16 protein-coding genes are annotated in these 17,874 nt (G+C 43.6%); 3 read left to right on the top strand and 13 right to left on the bottom strand.

The genetic code is table 11. From position 1 onward, the window contains the following. Positions 1-191 precede the first annotated feature (191 nt). From ACYQ2M_RS13095 to ACYQ2M_RS13155, 13 genes are all read right to left on the bottom strand, one after another. Complete coding sequence (locus tag ACYQ2M_RS13095) at positions 192-1,892, bottom strand: ArnT family glycosyltransferase (RefSeq protein WP_459916801.1); 1,701 nt, start codon at positions 1,890-1,892, stop codon at positions 192-194. Between the two features lie 58 nt (positions 1,893-1,950). Beyond that, entirely contained in the window at positions 1,951-4,026 is a 2,076-nt protein-coding gene (locus ACYQ2M_RS13100; protein ID WP_459916802.1) for a tetratricopeptide repeat protein, read from the bottom strand. 19 nt (positions 4,027-4,045) lie between these two features. Next, the gene (locus tag ACYQ2M_RS13105) at positions 4,046-4,825 is read right to left on the bottom strand and encodes an ABC transporter permease (protein WP_459916803.1); all 780 of its coding nucleotides are present in this window, start codon (positions 4,823-4,825) and stop codon (positions 4,046-4,048) included. Then, complete coding sequence (locus tag ACYQ2M_RS13110; RefSeq protein ID WP_459916804.1) at positions 4,822-5,745, bottom strand: ABC transporter ATP-binding protein; 924 nt, start codon at positions 5,743-5,745, stop codon at positions 4,822-4,824. Before ACYQ2M_RS13110 ends, ACYQ2M_RS13105 begins: the two co-directional genes overlap by 4 nt. Continuing rightward, a complete protein-coding gene (locus ACYQ2M_RS13115) occupies positions 5,738-6,433 on the bottom strand; it encodes a hypothetical protein (RefSeq protein ID WP_459916805.1) in 696 nt (231 codons plus the stop codon). Before ACYQ2M_RS13115 ends, ACYQ2M_RS13110 begins: the two co-directional genes overlap by 8 nt. A gap of 27 nt (positions 6,434-6,460) precedes the next feature. Then, positions 6,461-6,847, bottom strand: coding sequence for a type IV pilin protein (locus ACYQ2M_RS13120; RefSeq protein ID WP_459916806.1), 387 nt, complete (start codon positions 6,845-6,847; stop codon positions 6,461-6,463). 584 nt (positions 6,848-7,431) lie between these two features. Continuing rightward, the gene (locus ACYQ2M_RS13125) at positions 7,432-7,830 is read right to left on the bottom strand and encodes a type IV pilin protein (RefSeq protein WP_459916807.1); all 399 of its coding nucleotides are present in this window, start codon (positions 7,828-7,830) and stop codon (positions 7,432-7,434) included. 374 nt (positions 7,831-8,204) lie between these two features. After that, positions 8,205-9,620 carry a sigma-54-dependent transcriptional regulator gene (locus ACYQ2M_RS13130; RefSeq protein ID WP_459916808.1) on the bottom strand — a complete coding sequence of 472 codons (1,416 nt, stop codon included), beginning with the start codon at positions 9,618-9,620 and terminating at the stop codon, positions 8,205-8,207. Between the two features lie 125 nt (positions 9,621-9,745). Further along, complete coding sequence (locus tag ACYQ2M_RS13135; protein WP_459916809.1) at positions 9,746-11,038, bottom strand: dihydroorotase; 1,293 nt, start codon at positions 11,036-11,038, stop codon at positions 9,746-9,748. Further along, positions 11,022-11,960 (bottom strand): aspartate carbamoyltransferase catalytic subunit, encoded by a 939-nt coding sequence (locus ACYQ2M_RS13140; protein ID WP_459916810.1) that lies wholly within the window; start codon positions 11,958-11,960, stop codon positions 11,022-11,024. The genes ACYQ2M_RS13135 and ACYQ2M_RS13140 overlap by 17 nt, the downstream gene beginning before the upstream one ends. Positions 11,961-12,072: 112 nt before the next feature. After that, the gene (gene lepB, locus ACYQ2M_RS13145) at positions 12,073-12,726 is read right to left on the bottom strand and encodes a signal peptidase I (protein ID WP_459916811.1); all 654 of its coding nucleotides are present in this window, start codon (positions 12,724-12,726) and stop codon (positions 12,073-12,075) included. A 300-nt stretch (positions 12,727-13,026) separates the two neighbouring features. After that, complete coding sequence (locus ACYQ2M_RS13150) at positions 13,027-14,187, bottom strand: homocysteine biosynthesis protein (protein WP_459916812.1); 1,161 nt, start codon at positions 14,185-14,187, stop codon at positions 13,027-13,029. 18 nt (positions 14,188-14,205) lie between these two features. Then, positions 14,206-15,585 carry a M23 family metallopeptidase gene (locus ACYQ2M_RS13155; protein WP_459916813.1) on the bottom strand — a complete coding sequence of 460 codons (1,380 nt, stop codon included), beginning with the start codon at positions 15,583-15,585 and terminating at the stop codon, positions 14,206-14,208. A gap of 310 nt (positions 15,586-15,895) precedes the next feature. Here ACYQ2M_RS13155 and kdsA point away from each other — a divergent pair, with 310 nt between their 5' ends. From kdsA to lptC, 3 genes are read left to right on the top strand one after another with little or no spacing between them, the layout of a single operon-like run. After that, positions 15,896-16,708 carry a 3-deoxy-8-phosphooctulonate synthase gene (kdsA, locus tag ACYQ2M_RS13160; protein ID WP_459916814.1) on the top strand — a complete coding sequence of 271 codons (813 nt, stop codon included), beginning with the start codon at positions 15,896-15,898 and terminating at the stop codon, positions 16,706-16,708. Beyond that, the gene (locus ACYQ2M_RS13165; protein WP_459916815.1) at positions 16,705-17,226 is read left to right on the top strand and encodes a KdsC family phosphatase; all 522 of its coding nucleotides are present in this window, start codon (positions 16,705-16,707) and stop codon (positions 17,224-17,226) included. The genes kdsA and ACYQ2M_RS13165 overlap by 4 nt, the downstream gene beginning before the upstream one ends. 29 nt (positions 17,227-17,255) lie before the next feature. After that, positions 17,256-17,810, top strand: a complete 555-nt coding sequence (lptC, locus tag ACYQ2M_RS13170) for an LPS export ABC transporter periplasmic protein LptC (RefSeq protein ID WP_459916816.1) — start codon at positions 17,256-17,258, stop codon at positions 17,808-17,810. The last annotated feature ends 64 nt before the right edge of the window (positions 17,811-17,874 follow it).

The following is a 17,874-nucleotide window of genomic DNA, read 5'->3' on the forward strand; positions in this document are numbered from 1 at the left end:
TGGCATCATTTTTTTGAGTACAGCTTCTCTTCGTTCCGTTGTGTATCGCATGAACTTCCTCCTGTATTTCTATAATAGAGTTTTTCAGTTCATGTGACAACTATCCTAACAGTGGGGGGTTGTCTCGTCTAAGTCATCATAGCCCAAACTTTATCATAAAAGGAGGCTTATTTAAGCATTAAAACTAAGGTTCACGTTTCCTTTAATTCATAAATTGAAAACCCCTTTTCATCAAACTTCATTTCACTCCAATTCCTGATAAAATCCAAAAACAGATTCCTCTTGTTTTCATCCTTTATATCTGAAAATATGCGATCTTTAAAAGATGAATTATTTATCATCAAGTGTGTAATCCCTAATTTGTGAAGCTCATCCCGAATTTCCCATGGAAAAGAAACACTATTAATCAATCCATACAACAATTTTATATTTCGACCTTCATCTGGAAAATATTCACGATTACAATAATAGCCACGCTTGCCAATATAAAAGAACAAAATTTTAGCATTGGAAGAAAGGTGCTCATTAATATATTGAAATGCCGGATATTCATACCGATACGAACTTATATACTCGTCTTTTGAAACGTTGCCGCTAAGATAGGAAAAAGGCTTAATATATTCAAACTGTTCTAAAAAATAACCGCCATGGGACCAAGTAAAAAAGATCAAGAGCAGTGCCCAAAATCCGAAAACAATTTCCCTTTTCATTGTTTTAAAATAACTATTCCGCAATAAAAAAATAATATTTTTCAAACCATATACTGATAAAATCACCAGACAAGGGATCACCGGTGAAAGATATCTTATCCTAACGACACTACCCAAAATAGCAAACAAAATAAATAAAACAGAAAATGAGACCAAAATCTTTTTTTCAGATTTATATGGATCAATACTGCCAGGAATAGACACAAAAGAAAAAAGAGGAAGAAACAATAACAGAATGGAAAGTTTTCCATCAAAAAGCTGAAAATCATTATCTTTTCCCTGAAAAAAAATTCTTATCGGCAGCAATACGATTTCCCACCACTTCTCTCCATATACAAACTTTCTGTAGGCAAACCTGCCAATCGCCATTTTTCTTTCCACAGATTGAGGCAAAGCTTCAATCTTAGAACTGATATCGCATTTCGGGTTCATTTGAACATTAAAATAACTATTATAAAGTGGATAAACGGGATTCCGGGTCCAAACATAATTTCGGGTCATCCATGGAGAGAAAACAATAAGGGCCATTAATCCAAAAATCAAACCAGCCCCAACAGCTTTAATCTGAATATTAGAAGTACCAATTTTAAAGCGAGAATAAATAAAAGGAACAAATAATGTCAAAAGAAAAAAAACAATCAAGCCATTGTACTTGGTACCCATGGCCAATCCACAACAGGTACCTGCTAACAGTAAATATTTAACTTTAAAATCTGTCTCAATCCATTTCAATATACCCAGCAAAGCAGCAGTGGAGAAAAAAATCAAACCTAAATCAACGTATACGGTGATGGAAAGTTTTATGATAATGGGAATGGACAAAAAAAGAAACGCGCCCCAAAGTCCCCAGTTGGTATCCATCCGTTTTTTTAAATATTTAAAAATTAATACCGCTGTCATCAAAGCAAAGGAAAAATGAATAAATTTAGGCGCTATGTCAGACCCCAGATACAGAGCTACCATATATAACAGATCAAGGTTCATGGGATAATAGGAATAAGACATGCAGGGCAGTGGGAAAAAACCGCCATGTTCCAGGTAAAGCTTGGGTATTGCCAGGTGATGCACCAGGGCATCTCGGCTGATGGGGGGGGCCAGGCTCAGTATGATAATGCAAATGCAAAGAAGAAAAATGGCTAAGCAAAGACTTATCAAATAAAAATTTACGGGTCTGAACTTCAAATGCACCATTTTTTTTATATTTAAAAAGAACAATTCACAGACCCTGTTTCTGCCAATTCTACAGCTGTTTATTCATTGCAAGTTTTACAGACTCCCTTAATCTTCCAAGAGAAAGATCAACCATTGGGAAAGTTTCTTTTTCCAGTTCCATAATCTTATCTAAAATTACCGGCAAGGGAAATCGAGATAACATTTGCTTTAAATACAAGTTTTCCATATCGAAACGGTCCGCATTAACTGCATTTTCAACAAGCACAAAATATAAAAATAATTGATCATCAAAGTTCATGCCATCAATGGCCAGACTGAGATAATGATTTGCCTTGGCTGAATTATGGAGGTGAAAATGGTATAATCCAAGGTACATTTGAGATTTGGCATTTAACGGTGATAGTTTAAATGATTTCAAAATATAGGATTTTGCTTCACGGGGCCTGTCCATTTTCAACAGCAGATGGGCTTTCATATAGAGATAAACAATATCCGGTCGTTTCTTCTCATGAATCAAAATACCAACTTGCTTTTCAGCGGTCTCCAGTTGATTCGTGGAAAGCAGACTGACAATATAATTGTATCTGGCATTATTGGAGTCAGGGTAGGCTTCCACAGCCTTTTGCCCATAAAAAACAGCCTTATCAAATTCTTTTTTTTGCATATAATTAAATTGAAGGTTGTCATAGGAGACCATCCTGGAATAATCAGGGCTTTTATCCTCCAGGGACAAGGCTTTTTTATTTAATGCAATGGCAATGTCATACATCCCATTCCGTTGGTAATAAAGGCTTGCCAAATTTTGATAACACCTGGGGTTACCCGACGCCGTCTTAATGGCCGTTTTCCACAGCGTCTCCTCCGTCTGCCAGTCAAAATTGCGGGTATAGGTTGTAAAACCAGTTAAAAACAAAAAAGCGGTTGCACTAATTGCAATCACAGAAAACATCCACTGATTTCTTTTTCGATAAAAAGTCAAGGCGTTATGCAAGCCCGCTGCAACAGGAAGAAAAAGAAACATTGAGGGTAGATAATTTCGATGTTCAAAAATCAATTCCAAAGGAAGGATGGTGGACTCCACAAGGTGATTCACAAAATAAAACAATACTACAAAACTCACAAATGGCCGTTTTTTTATATTTGCAACACCAATGCCCAAGAGAGAGGCAATTGCAATAATGGACGGTAAGGTATTCCAGGGAGAAAATAAAGATTTAGATATTTTGATATCATGTACAATTGAATAATTTGAGGCTACAGGATAAACTATCTGCTTAAAATATAGAATTAAAATTCTGGATTCAGTCATCAATCTTTCCCAAAGGGTAAACGGCCTATGAGTGTAACCGTTCAAAAAACCAAAAGGATTTTTATAAAACAAAAATGCGGCACCAATTAAAAATATTATACTGAAAATGCCTCCTAATATGAAAAGCATTTTTTTTTGAAAAGATATTTGCTCCAATTTATGAAAAAATATAATTTCAACAAGAAGAATACTCAACGGGAGAAGCGCAGCATTTTCTTTACACCCAACAGCCAAAATTCCGTTCAACAAAAAAAGCAAACAGAAAACCAGACGTCCCCTTGTGGATGATGCCAGGCGAGCTTTTAAATAACAATAAATAGAAATGATATAAAACATGGCCGCCATGGAGGCCATTCTCTGGACAATATAGGTAACGCCTTGGGACTGAATGGGGTGAATAACCCATAGAATGGTAGAGAGAAGGGCAATGGAATATCTCTCCTTCAAATATTTTTCTCTTAAATTATTTGTTTTAAATAAGTGCAGGGTGGCAAGATACAAGAATAAAGCAGAAATGATATGGATAACCGTGTTAACAAGATGGTATCCCCAAACATTACTCTTTCCAAAGTACCAGTTGAGTGCAAAGGACAGCATCGCCACGGGACGATAAAAAGAATTACCATTGTAATAGCCACCGTTTATTGCGGCTTTCATGGAATTCAGAAGAGAAGCGGGGTAAAGATCTGATATATGAAGTTTGGGATTTTCGACAATATTTCCAAAATCATCAAAATGCCAAGAAGCATTAAAAGTATTACTGTAAATCAAGCTAATAAAAATAGATATCAACAAAAAAGCGGATATCCTCTTTGGACAAAATCTTTCAGTCAAAGTATTTTTCCAATATCTTTTACAAAAGTCTTCTTGATCTGAAGATCAAAATAGCCACCAACAGTGCAGTGATACTCCAGGAGCATGACAGCAGAAGACTTTTAATCATCATGTTCAGTTCAATTGGTTCATTGTAAAGCGTTGGAGCACGATAATTTAAGGCTTCTAGGTTGGGAAGGGCATGATATAACAATATTAACAATTTTTTAAGAAAAATTTCAGATGTGTTGACAGAATAGATATAAAGATATTTGCTCCAGTGTCCCAAAAAGAATAAACTGGTGAGGATAAATCCATGTAAAAGTGGAGACGTCATAACCGCAAAAAGAAGGCTGAATGCGGCAAGTACAACCCATTCCGAAAAAATAAAAAACAACGTTATAAAGAAAGAGAATGTCAGCGATTTTCCTGCAATCAACAATTGAATTGAAAAAGCGGAGGAAAGCATAAAAAAAAGAATGGCCATCACCACAACGATACCACAGAATTTTCCAATAAAAAATTCGGTCCTGCCCACCGGCCTTGATAGAATTAAATAGATAGTTTTCTTTGTAATTTCCTGCTGAATGACCTGAGCGCCCAAAAAGATAGCGCTGATCACCCCCCAGTATCCCATAATCCAGAAACCCATATTCAGAATGACTCGTTTTTTGTCGCCAATGGCCATATTCCCCAGTATATCTGACAAAACAAAAAACATTACACCGGAAAGGAAGAGGATAATAAAAGTTTTATTGCGCATATTTTCTCTGACAATATTGAATGCCAGGGTCATAATCTGAATGATTCTTCTATTCATTTGAACATGTCCTTGAAACTCGGATAAACCGACGTTAAAGAATCAATTGATATTTCATCCTGCTGACTGGCAAGTGCTATCAGTTGTTTTTTTCCTACATGGTCCAATTTAACAAAAAACGATCCGTCAGGCTGTCTCTCAATGTGATTCATGTGAAATGTCGATTTAATGCGCTCTATCATTTGAGGATCAGACTCATTAATATTAAAAACAACTTGATATTTTTTTTCAATAACGGGCAAATCCTTAAAACTTCCTTCCCACTGTATACTGCCTGAAGCGATCATCGCTATACGATCCGAGAGTCTCTCGACATCCGACATGATATGAGAGCTGAAAAGCAGAGTACCACCGCTCTTCTTGAATTCCATGAGGATATCGTGAATATTTGCTCTCCACAGAGGATCCAATCCACTCATAGGTTCATCAAGAATCAAAATCTCAGGCTCGTGCAAAAACGCCTGGACAAATCCCGCCCGCTGCGTCTCCCCTTTTGACATGGCACTCAAAAGGGTGTCGGTTTTGTGAGTCAATTCAAATTTATCTAAAAGGAAGGGAACTCTTTTTTTTAAATATTTACGGGGCAGGCCTGACAAAGAACCTAACATTTCCAACCATTCACCAAGTTTCAGATATGGGGGAATATATTGACTTTCAGTCAAAAATCCAATTTTGGATCTAATGGAAGAGGCAAAAACAGATTTCCCGTCAATTGATACAAAGCCTGTGTCCGGTTTAAGTATTCCTGCTGCAAGTTTGATAGTGGTTGTCTTGCCAGCGCCGTTGGGACCGACAAGCCCCAGAGAGAAGCCTTTGGGTATTTTTAAACTCAGATCTCTAATGATATTGACCGGCTTCATGAGAAAACCCTGTCGGATAGAATAATTGACATTATTCCATTCAAGAGTCGTATCAGTCATGATCGTCTGTTTCCATTTTTCTTATTTTATTTTGTATGACTTGTCTTTGTTGCGAGTTGTCTATAATTTCCAATGCAGCTCTGTCAAACATATCGATAAAATCCTGGCTGTCTGATTTCAGAGCTAATGTGGCAGAAAGGCTTGCTAGATATGAAGGTGCTCCTTTAATCTTGGAAGCTTTTAATAAAGAAATGGAGGCGGATTCCATATCCTTGAAATGCTTCCAGGCTATATATCCACTGAGAAAATGTAATTCCCAAACCAAGGGAAGATGTTTCAATCCTTTATCGATGATGCCCATGGCCTGAAAAGGAGAATCTGCCTCAATAAAAAGGGATATAGCCCCAAAAGTGTAAGGCAGTTCCCACTTTGGCGATAGATCGGTAATGAGTTCAAGCAGGAATGACAGATAATCATACTGGTTATCCGTAATGGAGTGTGCCCCAAAATAATAGCAGGTTCTCATCCATATTAAATCACTCAAAAAATCAGGATCAGCTGGCGAAAACAGTCGGGCGGGAAGTGTGTTCAGGGGAAGATATGTAATCTCATCACCACTTTGAGTCTCGCACCATGGACAGTCAGGATTGTCAAATGTGTATGAAAATCGATGAGTCATCAGATCTGATTGCAGGGAAAAGGTAATTGTCGAAAAAATAAATATTAAACATAATATTAATATTTTCATATCGTTAAGCCAATAAAGATTAAATTATTATTTACAGGCATTATCTAAATTATTGAGGACACCATCCTGATTCATGGTCCACCTGTCATTTCTACCTTGTAATGTTGCGGTGGCAGTCGCAAGGAAGGTTGTCGATGTGGGGACAGAAATAATGATAGAATAATTTGAAGTTCCTTTTGTGGCAAATCCGATGGCGCTCAGGCTTGTGGTGTACATATCATATGACGCAAAGTATGCCTCTTCTGTTGTTCTTACCGCGCCCAAATTATATTTTGCTTCAGACTGCTTGGCCTTGCATTGATAAAGAATGAAGTTTGGAATTGCAATGGCTGCTAGAACGCCAATAATTGCTACAACAATCATCAATTCAATTAAAGTAAAACCTTCTGATATATCAGAAAAATGTTCCATCATGATCACCTCGCTCAAACAAAATTTAGGCGTGATCTTAAAAAAAGGCTCATGTTACGTTATTAGGTCTCATTATGCACAACGGCACTTAATACCTGACTCTATTATAACTCTCTATTCGCTCATTTTGAGGGTTTAATCATTAATTTTGAAGTTCAGGCATTGTTATCAAATAGATAATCAACAAATTTATATATTTTAAAAAAACATTTTGGTCCTTTTTAATTTTTAATCATGTCTTTATATCAATAAACACATAGAACAAATAAGTGAATGCTGAGTTGAGGAGCACCCCACGTGGTTTTACTGCACCAACTCGTTGTTCAGTGTGCTGCGGCACGCATCATACCCATTTTCAAAACCCTATTCAGTGTGCCGCAGGAGCACTGAATAGGGTTTTAGAAATATCAAAAATATATTATATTTCAAACTATCGAATGTATTGCCGAAAATTTTCAAGATCTCACAATCAAGTAAAAAACAAGACCCCGAAATCCAACAAAAACCACCAAAAGTAAAATTATAGGGGCGAAATATCAAAACGATAAATACGCCCCATAACGAACATTATAGAAAAAAATCCTATTTTAGTTCTGACATGCGTTAGTCGTGTTGGTTAAAGTTCCATCGTTAGTAATTGTCCAAACATCATCTCCCGCTGCAGTTTTAACACCATTACCTTGGGATGTCGCTGTAGCAGTAAAAGTCGTGGTTCCAGCACTAGTATATGTATATCGATTATTTCCTTTTGTTGAAAAACCAATAGCCCCCATAGTGACAGCGTATTCATCATGCTCTGCAAAATATGCTTCCTGCATGCTCCGGATGGTTCCCAGATTGGATTTTGCTTCAGACTGTTTAGCCTTACACTGATAGTTCAGAAAATTTGGAATAGCGATGGCTGCCAAAATACCGATAATGGCGACAACGATCATCAACTCAATCAACGTAAAACCTTTTTCATTTCTTTTAACTTTTTGAGACATAATGTCCTCCTGAAATGGATTATTGGATTAAAAAAATAACATAAATACATATTTAGTCAAAGCATAAATCATACCAAAGCTTAGATCCTCTCAAAGATACACACCTTAAAATACTGATATATATAACAAATATTTATTACAAACGCAATTTCACACAAAGAATCTACTTCAATAGGAACTCTGTTCATTGACAAATTTGGGTAGAAACATAACAAAATTTATATCTACAAGTTTAAACATGAACACGGTCAACCAATTTCACGAAAGCATCCATCAAATATATTACCAAAACAGTGCCTTCCTGAAGAGCATTATACTAGTGAATCTAAGGCGTTTTCCCAATTTAACTCCATAGGGCATCGTGTTTTTTCACATTAATGATCTTTCCCTTCCCCTTCAGCATCCCCCTGTTTAGCAATCCGATACCGGATAGACCGCAAATTTATACCCAGCAACTCAGCAGCACGACTCTTATTACCCCCGGAAACCTCCATAGCCTTCCTCAAATAAGCCCCTTCAATGGAAAAAAGAATCTCATCAAGATTAACGCCATTCTCCACCTCCTCCAGATCAAAGCGCTGGTCTTTAATCCCTTCTATCCACCGACGTCTCTTATGTGTGGAAATAGTCAAACTCTCAGGCAGAATAATATTGGTGGAAGACAACGCCACACTGCGTTCAATCAAATTTTCCAGCTCCCGAACATTACCAGGAAAGGTATACTGATTCAAAAAATCCAGGGCATAGGACGATATCCGGGAAATATCCTTTTGCATCTTTGCAGAATATTTTTCAATAAAGTGGTTGGCCAAAAGATTAACATCCCCGGCCCGATCCCGCAACGGCGGCACCTTGATGGGGATTACATTAAGCCGGAAAAAAAGGTCCTCCCGGAAATTGCCGTCTATCACCTCATTTTCTAATTTTTTATTGGTGGCGGAGATGATACGCACATCCACAGGTATTTCTGAAGTTCCCCCCACGGGTTTCACGGAAGTCTCCTGTACCACCCGCAACAGCTTCACCTGGAGCATGGGGGTAAGCTCCCCGATTTCATCCAAAAAAATGGTACCCTGGTGGGCCGCTTCAAACAACCCTTTTTTGTCGGACACTGCCCCGGTAAATGATCCCCGGGTGTGGCCAAAAAACTCACTTTCAATGAGGGTTTCCGGAATACCCGCACAGTTCACCACCACAAAGGCGTTGTCCTGTCGGTCACTCAGATCGTGAATAGCCCGGGCAATAAGTTCTTTACCCGTGCCGCTTTCCCCGGAAATAAGCACATTGGTCTTAGTATTGGCAATCTGGCGGATGAGCTCATAGATGCGCACCATACCGGAACTGTCTCCAATGATTTTGCCGAAATGGGCATGGCCCTCTTCCCTGGGAGATCGATTTCTCCGGAGACAATCAGGTCGTTTAAGTGCCAGCCCCTTCTCAATGGAGCGCTTAAGTTCCGTAGTGTTAAAAGGTTTAGGAACAAAATCAAAGGCACCCTCGTTCATGGCTTCCACCGCCACCGCTGTGGTGGAAAAGGCAGAAATCATTATCACAACAGTGTCCGGGTCTTTCTGCTTGGCCGCCCGCAAAATATCAAGCCCGGTGAGATCTCCCAAGCGAATATCACACAAAATCATATCAAAGGACTTCTTTTCAATGATTTTAAGAGCCTGTTTCCCATTATTGGCAAGGGAAATCCCGTACCCCTCCTGGGTGAGCATCACATCAAGTAACTCACGCATGCTCAGTTCATCATCCACCACCAGAATATGTGCAGAACAAGTGTTCATTATCCCCTTTACGATCCTATTTTTTTAACTGCAGAGATGTACAGACAAAGTGGCCCATGTTGTGAGCAAGTCCCAGACAAATTTAAAGGCATCTGTAATGCAGCAAAAAAATAACCATCAAACGGTTAAACATCCTTTTCAAACACCACCCGACCCTGAACCAATGTCATCCACGCCTCCCCCTTTACATTAAATCCCACAAAGGGCGTATTCACCCCCTTGGAGAAAAAGGTATCCGGATCAATGGTGTGATAGGCTTCGGGATCAATAATCGTTATATCTGCTGGATTACCCGGTTTCAGATCATTGTCAATGCCCAGAATGGCCGCCGGATTTTTGGACATCTTTTCAATTAACTGGGAAAAGGTCAGTTGCCCCTCCTGCACCAGCCCAAGGGATAAAGCAAGGGAAGTTTCAAGCCCCACTATGCCAAAGGCCGCCCGGTCAAACTCCACCTCTTTTTCCAGGGGAGAGTGGGGGGCATGGTCCGTGGCAATGATATCCAGGGTACCGTCCATCAGACCCCCGATGATGGCCTGACGATCTTTTTCTGTTCGCAGTGGCGGATTCATCTTGGCATGGGTGTCATACTGGGCTACGGCCTCGTCGGTGAGGGTAAAGTAATGGGGGGCGGTTTCTGCGGTTACCTTTACGCCCCGGGCTTTGCCGTGGCGGATGGCATCCACGGATTCTTCGCAGCTCACATGGGCAATGTGAAGGCGGGCACCGGTGAGTTCAGCCAAGGCAATGTCCCGCATGATCATGATGCTTTCCGCGGCATTGGGAATGCCTTTGATGCCCAGTTGCGTGGCCGTGATCCCTTCGTTCATGGCACCGTCCCGGGCCAGGGAAAGATCCTCGGCATGGGAAATCACCGCAAGCCCCAGACCGCTGGCATACTCCATGGCCCGGCGCATCACCCGTGCATCGGCAACAGGCCGGCCGTCATCGGAAATGGCCACCATACCCTTTTGTTTCATGTCCCCATACTCTGCAAGCGTGTTGCCTTCAAGGCCCCGGGTGATGGCACCCACGGGCAGGATCCGGCATAAGCCCAGCTCTTTGGCACGGTTCACAATATAGGCGGTGACCTGGCTATTATCATTCACAGGAGCGGTATTGGGCATGGGGCAAATGGTGGTGAACCCACCCCGCACGGCTGCCTTTGCACCGGTTTCAATGGTCTCTTTATATTCGTGGCCCGGTTCCCTTAAATGCACATGCAGATCAATGAGTCCCGGTACAGCGATCATGCCCGTGGCATCAATATTTTCAATTTTTGTACCGTCTTCCGACTCAAACTCACCATCGGGATCAATTAATTGCTCAATATATCCGTTCCGGATGATGATATCCCTGTATTCCCCATCCACATTGCCGGGGTCCACAATTTTTGCGCCCTTAATCCTTGTCAGCATATTTTTTTCCTCCTGCCACCAGATAAAACACTGCCATGCGCAATGCCACGCCATTGGTCACCTGCTCCAGGATCACCGAACGTTCGCCATCGGCCACCATATTGGCAATTTCCACCCCCCGGTTCATGGGGCCGGGGTGCATGACAATGGCATCCTTGCGGGCCAGGGCCAGGCGTTCCCGGGTAAGGCCGAACCGGGTGGCATATTCCCGTTCCGATGGAAATAAAATGGTCTCCTGGCGTTCTTTCTGGATGCGCAGCATCATCACCACATCAGCGCCTTCCACACAGGATTCAATATCCGGAGCCAGGTGGCATCCCAGGGTTTCAATGCCCCTGGGGATCATGGTGCCGGGAGCCGTCACAGTAACTGTGGCCCCCATCTTCGTAAACCCGTTAATGTTGGACCGGGCCACACGGCTGTGGGCAATGTCGCCGATGATGGCAATTTTAAGGCCGTCAATGCCCCCCTTTTTTTCCCGCACGGTCATCATGTCAAGCAATGACTGGGTGGGATGGGCGTGGAGCCCGTCACCGGCATTGACAACGGAAGGGGATAATTTTTTTGCAATGAACTGGGCTGCCCCCGATGAAGAATGGCGTATGACAATAATATCCGGGCTCATGGCCTCCAAATTTTTCACCGTGTCAATGAGGGTTTCGCCCTTTACAATACTGCTGGAGCCGGTGGATATGGAAATCACATCAGCACTCAATCGTTTGGCGGCAATATCAAAGGAGAGCTTGGTGCGAGTACTGGGTTCCTGGAAAAAAAGAACGATGGTTTTGCCCCGCAGGGTGGGCACCTTTTTCACCGGCCGTTTATTAATCTCCTTCATGCCCTCGGCTGTGTCCAGGATCATGGTGATGTCCTGGGACGAAAGGGATGCAATATCCAGAAGATCTTTGTGTTCAAATCGCATGGTGTAAATGTTCCTGTTAGGCTTGATCACAGACTCGGGCAGTCATCACAATTGGCGGGTCACCCCCGGAGTCGTAGATGAAAGCCGTCGATGTTGCGATCAAGTTCTCCTGTTATTTTAAAAGGTGCCCCAACCGATTCCAGCGGACACCGAATTCATCGCTGTTCCAGGACCAGTAAATGATAAATGCCTTCCCTTTTACCGCCTTTAAATTTACAAATCCCCAGAAGCGGCTGTCATGGCTGTTATCGCGGTTGTCGCCCATGACAAAAAGTGAATTTTCCGGCACCGTCACCCGGGGAAGGTTATCCCGGGCACTGAACTTTGCAGGAATAATGTGGGGATCTCTGTACACGGCAAAGGCGGAATGATCCTGGAGTTCTCCATTGACATAGAGTTTTTTATTCTTGATCTCGACGGTGTCCCCGGCCACACCCACCACCCGTTTAATGAAATCCTTGTCCGGATCTTCGGGATATTTAAATACCACAATATCCCCTCTTTTGGGGTCTTTCACCGGAATCAGGGTGTACCCGTCGGTGAAGGGCACCTTAACGCCATAGATGAATTTACTCACCAGAATATGATCCCCAATGAGCAGGGTGTCTTTCATGGAACCAGAAGGAATTTTAAAAGCCTGCACCACAAAGGTTCTGATAAAAAGGGCCAGCACAACGGCAATGAGAATGGCCTCTATGTTTTCACGCAAAGCACCCTTAGGTTTCTTTTCTGCCCCGACGGCCGGGGCGCTGGATTGATTTTTCAATGGGATCTGTCCCTATTTTTTTGTAAGAAAACACTGCCTCAAAATACCGACAGCAGAGCCCCCAGCGGCCATGCGGTCCGGCCCGATCGGACCCAGAGGCGATCCGTCCTTTTGCCCTGCCGGGCGCTAAGAAGCGCAGGCTGTGAGGACAAACCTGACCGCAGTTCCTGCGCTTTAGACCGGCAGGACAAAATGGCCGACGAAGGTCCCGGGCCGCATGGCCGCTGGGGGCGGCATAATGCCATTTTCATTCTTCGTTGTGACAGGATAATCTGTCATGTGCTTTAAAAAAAAGAATACTTAAAAAAGATGCTGGGGTTCCCCCAGAAAAAACGTACCGTTTTTAATGGATTCCTTCAACAGCATGGCAATCTTGCGGGCCTTTATCATGCTGGACAAAGGCACTGTGGGAATTTCTTTGCCCTGGATCATGATGGTGCCACTTTTAAGCTCCGCATAGCTCACCTGCCCGTAACTTTTTGAAATCCCCTGGGGATAATCATGGCCATAGTCCACCACCTGGGTGAACAGATCGGCATCACTTACGGACGTAAAGGTTGCCATCTCTTCGTTTAAAATGGGAATGGGAATGCCAAGTCCCACGGAAAGCGAAACCCCATACCCCCTTATGCTTTGACCCACCAGCCATTCCGGAGACATTTCCTTCAGATTCCCCATGACAAAAAGGGTTCCGGCCGGGGTAACGGGCGTACCGTTGAGTGCCCGCTGCACATCACTTTTATGCTGGGTACCGCTCCAGGAAACATACCCCTGGGCACCCCCAAGGAAAATCCGTGTGCCGATGCCGATGGTTTTAAAACAGGGATCATTAAAAAGCGGACTCAATTCCCCGGCGGAGCAATAATTGGCGTTGGCCATGCCCGGTTTCAATGTACCCATATAGGTATACTTGATTTTATCGGCCCGGTTGATGGCGCAATTATAATTCTGATATCCGTTTCTGGGATTGCACATGATGGCCTGGGGAATATCGGCCAGGGTCATGGCCTTTTCAATTCTTCGATTGGGGTAACAGTCGGTGCCGTAACTTTCCGCACGCACCTCAATTTTTTTACCCGCCACCAGATCATGGATGACATGGGCTCCACCATAGTTGAACTCTCCGGGATGAATTTTATTCAACGGATCATCATCACTTACCTGGGTGGCACCCAGGAAACAGTCCACAGCCGCCACACCAGAATAGGCGGGCACATCATTGAACCAGGTTTTGGTGGTTCTGATAACAGGTTTGGATTGGCCGATATTAATAAATGCGCCGGAGGAACACATGGGGGCAAAGGTGCCGGTGGTCACGACATCCACCTGGGCTGCAGCTTCCACCGGGCCATGTTCTTTGACAATACCAATGATTTCTTCGGCCGTCACCACAACGGCATCACCTGATTTTATTTTTGCGTTGATTTCAGCATAGGTCTTGTTGACCTTGAATTCGCCCATGTCTACACCTGATCCTTATTATAATTGAGATTTTACATCTTCGATTTTATCAAGAATATTGTTCTTCAACCATGACATATCCCACCATTCCACGGGATTTACAAACACATTGTGCACAGCCACCCCGAAATGAAGATGATCACCCCCGGCAAGCCCGGTGGCACCGGTGCGCCCGATGATATCCCCCCGGTTAACGCTATCTCCTTTTTTCACGCTGATGGAAGACAGATGGGAATAAATGGTGGCAACCCCCATGCCATGGTCGATCATGACCAGATTACCGAAAATACCTATATTATCCGTGATGATAACCCGGCCGGTGTTGGCCGCCGGCACCGGGGCATTGGACACCGATGCCAGATCTATGCCCATATGATATTCTTTGTCAATGGTCTTGCCATTATATTTGTAGGTTCTATGATCGGCAAAGCTTGCCCGGTTGGCCGCCCCGGAAAGTCTTAAAAATTTTCCCTTCCACAGTATGTCATGGGCAGAGTCAGCCACCAGGGGCTCAAAGACGGCCTCAATATTTTGTTGCCTGAGTGTTTGATTGATGTAAATAAATTTTTCAAGCTCTGGTTTGGCCGCCTTTGTAAACTCAAACTCTTTTTCCTGAAGTTCAAATTCGGGCATCTTCCGGGAAAGAAAGCTGTCAGAAATATTAAGGGTGTCTTTTTTAAACCGTTTTTCCCGGATGTAGTGATAAAAGCCCCTTTTGGCCATGTTGCCTGCGGCATCAACTGCCTGGACAAAAATCTCTGTGCCCGGCCCCTGGAGATGACTCAGGGCAAAAAAAGACGCATGCACAAAGGGGTCTTTGAACAGACCGGAATAACCGGGGAAGTAATTATCTCCCACCCGGACACCACTTTGAACATCAGGCTCAAAGAGACGGTATACGGCAAGACCACTGCCTCCCCGTGAAATATTATGGACCTTGGTGAGCACTTCAATGCGGGGGGGGCGGGTATCAATAATAACCTTTTGCTCCTGCATGGTGAGATTGCCTCTGTTCCAGCCGTTCCAGGAGTGATCCCAGGCCTCCACGGTGATAAGGGCCTCTCCGTCCACCATGCCGTATTTCCAGGACTCCACAGGTACTGTGAGGTTTTCCGTCTGATCTCCTCCCCCCATGAAAAGGAACTGGTATCCCATGAAGGGATATTTTTTATCCAGCAGTACCTTTTTTTTATCTCCCTGGGAAATGGTGATTTTCACCTGTTTCAGGCCGGTGCCCCGGTCCCTGACGGTGGTGGATATATCATAGGATCGTTTTAGATACGCCGATGGTAATACCATTTCAATATCAGGATCTTTTTGCTCAAATTCATTAAAAAGCAACCAGCCGCAGGGAAGAAGCACGAACACAACAAATATAAAAAAAAGGAATTTCCTCATTAATAGGTCCTAATCTTTTCAGTAGGTTATCATTAAAAGATAAAAACCTGAATAAAATAGCAGCTCTGGCACAAGTTATCAAGGTCTTTTCCATTGTTGACTTTTACCCATCGGAAATATAGGTTTTAATGAATATAAAGCATAAATATTCGACCTGGTAATGTAAATGTTTGGGCAGTGCATTATATTTGCATGTTTGGGCTGCGTAGCATACTAATACAATACTATGTGAGCATACCCCAAACAGGTGAAGATGGGGTGTTGACCGAATATTTACTATAAAAAATCCGAAACCATGGTAAAACAAAACATGAATTCATTTTTGCAGCATACAGATTCCAACGAAAAACCTCCCTTTTTTCTCATATCCGGTCCCTGTGTCATTGAAAATCATGACACCACCTGTGAGGTGGCCCGGGTCCTTCAGGATCTCACAAAACGACTTGGCATCCCCCTTATCTTCAAAGCCTCCTTTGACAAGGCCAACCGCACCGCTTTTGATGCGTTTCGGGGGCCCGGCATGGACAAAGGCCTTGAAATCCTGGACAAAATAAAACAGGATCTGGGTCTAAAAATCATTTCCGACATTCATCTGCCCGAACAGGCACAACAGGCCGCCCGGGTGCTTGATTTTCTCCAGATACCAGCCTTTTTATGCCGCCAAACAGATCTTATTGTGGCGGCGGCCCGCACCGGAAAACCTGTCAACATCAAAAAAGGACAGTTCCTGGCCCCCTGGGATTGTATGAACATCATTGAAAAAGCAAAATCCGCCGGATGCCGGCAGGTGAGCATCACCGAAAGAGGCACAAGTTTTGGTTACAATAACCTGGTGGTGGATTTCCGATCCGTGGCCATTATAAAACAAATGGGGGTTCCCGTTATTTTTGATGCCACCCACAGTGTCCAATTGCCGGGGGGCAGCGGAAATGCATCTGCCGGCGAACGGCAATATGCCCCCATGCTGGCCCGGGCAGCCATGGCCGCCGGGGCCGACGGGCTTTTCATAGAAACACACCCAGATCCGGATAAAGCACTTTGCGATGGTCCCAATTCCATCCCCCTCCATGAAATGGAAACCCTCTTATCCACCCTCATTAAAATCAAAAGGGCAATGCAATGACACAGACCAACAAAATGGCTGATATCCAGCTGCTGTTACTGGATGTGGACGGAGTTTTGACCGATGGCAGTATCACCTATTCCGATACAGGGGCGGAAATCAAAACCTTTAATGTCCGCGACGGCCTTGGGTTGCGTCTGCTCATGAAAGCCGGGGTGAAGGTGGGCATCATCACCGGTAGAAAATCCGATGCCCTTGTGATGCGATGCCGGGATCTGGGAATTGAAATACTTTACCAAGGCGTTAAAAACAAATTAACGGCGTTTCAAACCATCATTGAAAAGACAGGCATCCCAGCTGCAGCCACTGCGTTCATGGGCGATGATCTGCCGGACCTTGCCGTTTATCATGCCGTGGACCATTTTATCACCGTGGCAGATGCCCCCATTGAGGTTATTTCCCTTGCCCATTACACCACCAGCGGCAAGGGCGGGCGAGGGGCCGTCCGGGAAGTGTGTGAAAAGATACTAAAGGCCAAGGGACTGTGGTTGAAAACCGTCCAGGGCTTTCTGAAATGAAATCAGGCCTGAAGGACAGAAACAGGTTTTTGTTAATACTTGCAGTCTTCATGGCATGCGTTGTGGTGGCCCTTTTGTCTTTATACGTGGTTAACCGCATCACCCAAACGGCACCGGTGATACAAAACATCGACATTGATTCCAAGACCCTTGTTTCCCTTGGTGTCATGCGCCAGACATCCACCCGAAACGGCATCAAGGAATGGAGCCTTGAAGCCGCCTCCGCCAGAATATTAAGGCAGGAGCACCTGGCCGTTCTCACCGATGTTTCAGTTCATTTCTTTCTTGCCGGGGGGGATGAAATTCATCTGACTTCCCGGGCCGGTACCCTGGACACGGAAAAGCACGACATGACATTTTCCGACACCGTGGTGGTGCGCCATCAAGAACACGTTCTTAAAACAGACCGGTTGCAATATGAGAAGAAAAGACATATAATCTACTCATTGAATCCTGTGGTTTTAACCAGTCCCCGGGCAGAAATGACAGCCAACGAACTCACCCTGGACTTAAACACCCATGTGGTCCGACTCACAGGTGATTTTAAAGGATTCTTCCAGCCCGTGGCCGAAGATTTTAATTAACATAATTTTTTGATATACCGGGCATGTCCTGACAGATACTCGTCCGTCATAAGTTCTATGATTT

It is taken from the genome of Desulfocicer niacini (assembly GCF_054657595.1).

What these genes read in the sequence shown, in the direction of transcription:
- ACYQ2M_RS13105 (WP_459916803.1), bottom strand. Translation starts at nt 4,825, where the DNA reads ATGAATAGAAGAATCATTCAGATTATGACCCTGGCATTCAATATTGTC.
- ACYQ2M_RS13110 (WP_459916804.1), bottom strand. Translation starts at nt 5,745, where the DNA reads ATGACTGATACGACTCTTGAATGGAATAATGTCAATTATTCTATCCGA.
- ACYQ2M_RS13115 (WP_459916805.1), bottom strand. Translation starts at nt 6,433, where the DNA reads ATGAAAATATTAATATTATGTTTAATATTTATTTTTTCGACAATTACC.
- ACYQ2M_RS13120 (WP_459916806.1), bottom strand. Translation starts at nt 6,847, where the DNA reads ATGATGGAACATTTTTCTGATATATCAGAAGGTTTTACTTTAATTGAA.
- ACYQ2M_RS13125 (WP_459916807.1), bottom strand. Translation starts at nt 7,830, where the DNA reads ATGTCTCAAAAAGTTAAAAGAAATGAAAAAGGTTTTACGTTGATTGAG.
- ACYQ2M_RS13130 (WP_459916808.1), bottom strand. Translation starts at nt 9,620, where the DNA reads ATGAACACTTGTTCTGCACATATTCTGGTGGTGGATGATGAACTGAGC.
- ACYQ2M_RS13135 (WP_459916809.1), bottom strand. Translation starts at nt 11,038, where the DNA reads ATGCTGACAAGGATTAAGGGCGCAAAAATTGTGGACCCCGGCAATGTG.
- ACYQ2M_RS13140 (WP_459916810.1), bottom strand. Translation starts at nt 11,960, where the DNA reads ATGCGATTTGAACACAAAGATCTTCTGGATATTGCATCCCTTTCGTCC.
- ACYQ2M_RS13150 (WP_459916812.1), bottom strand. Translation starts at nt 14,187, where the DNA reads ATGGGCGAATTCAAGGTCAACAAGACCTATGCTGAAATCAACGCAAAA.
- ACYQ2M_RS13155 (WP_459916813.1), bottom strand. Translation starts at nt 15,585, where the DNA reads ATGAGGAAATTCCTTTTTTTTATATTTGTTGTGTTCGTGCTTCTTCCC.
- kdsA (WP_459916814.1), top strand. Translation starts at nt 15,896, where the DNA reads ATGAATTCATTTTTGCAGCATACAGATTCCAACGAAAAACCTCCCTTT.
- ACYQ2M_RS13165 (WP_459916815.1), top strand. Translation starts at nt 16,705, where the DNA reads ATGACACAGACCAACAAAATGGCTGATATCCAGCTGCTGTTACTGGAT.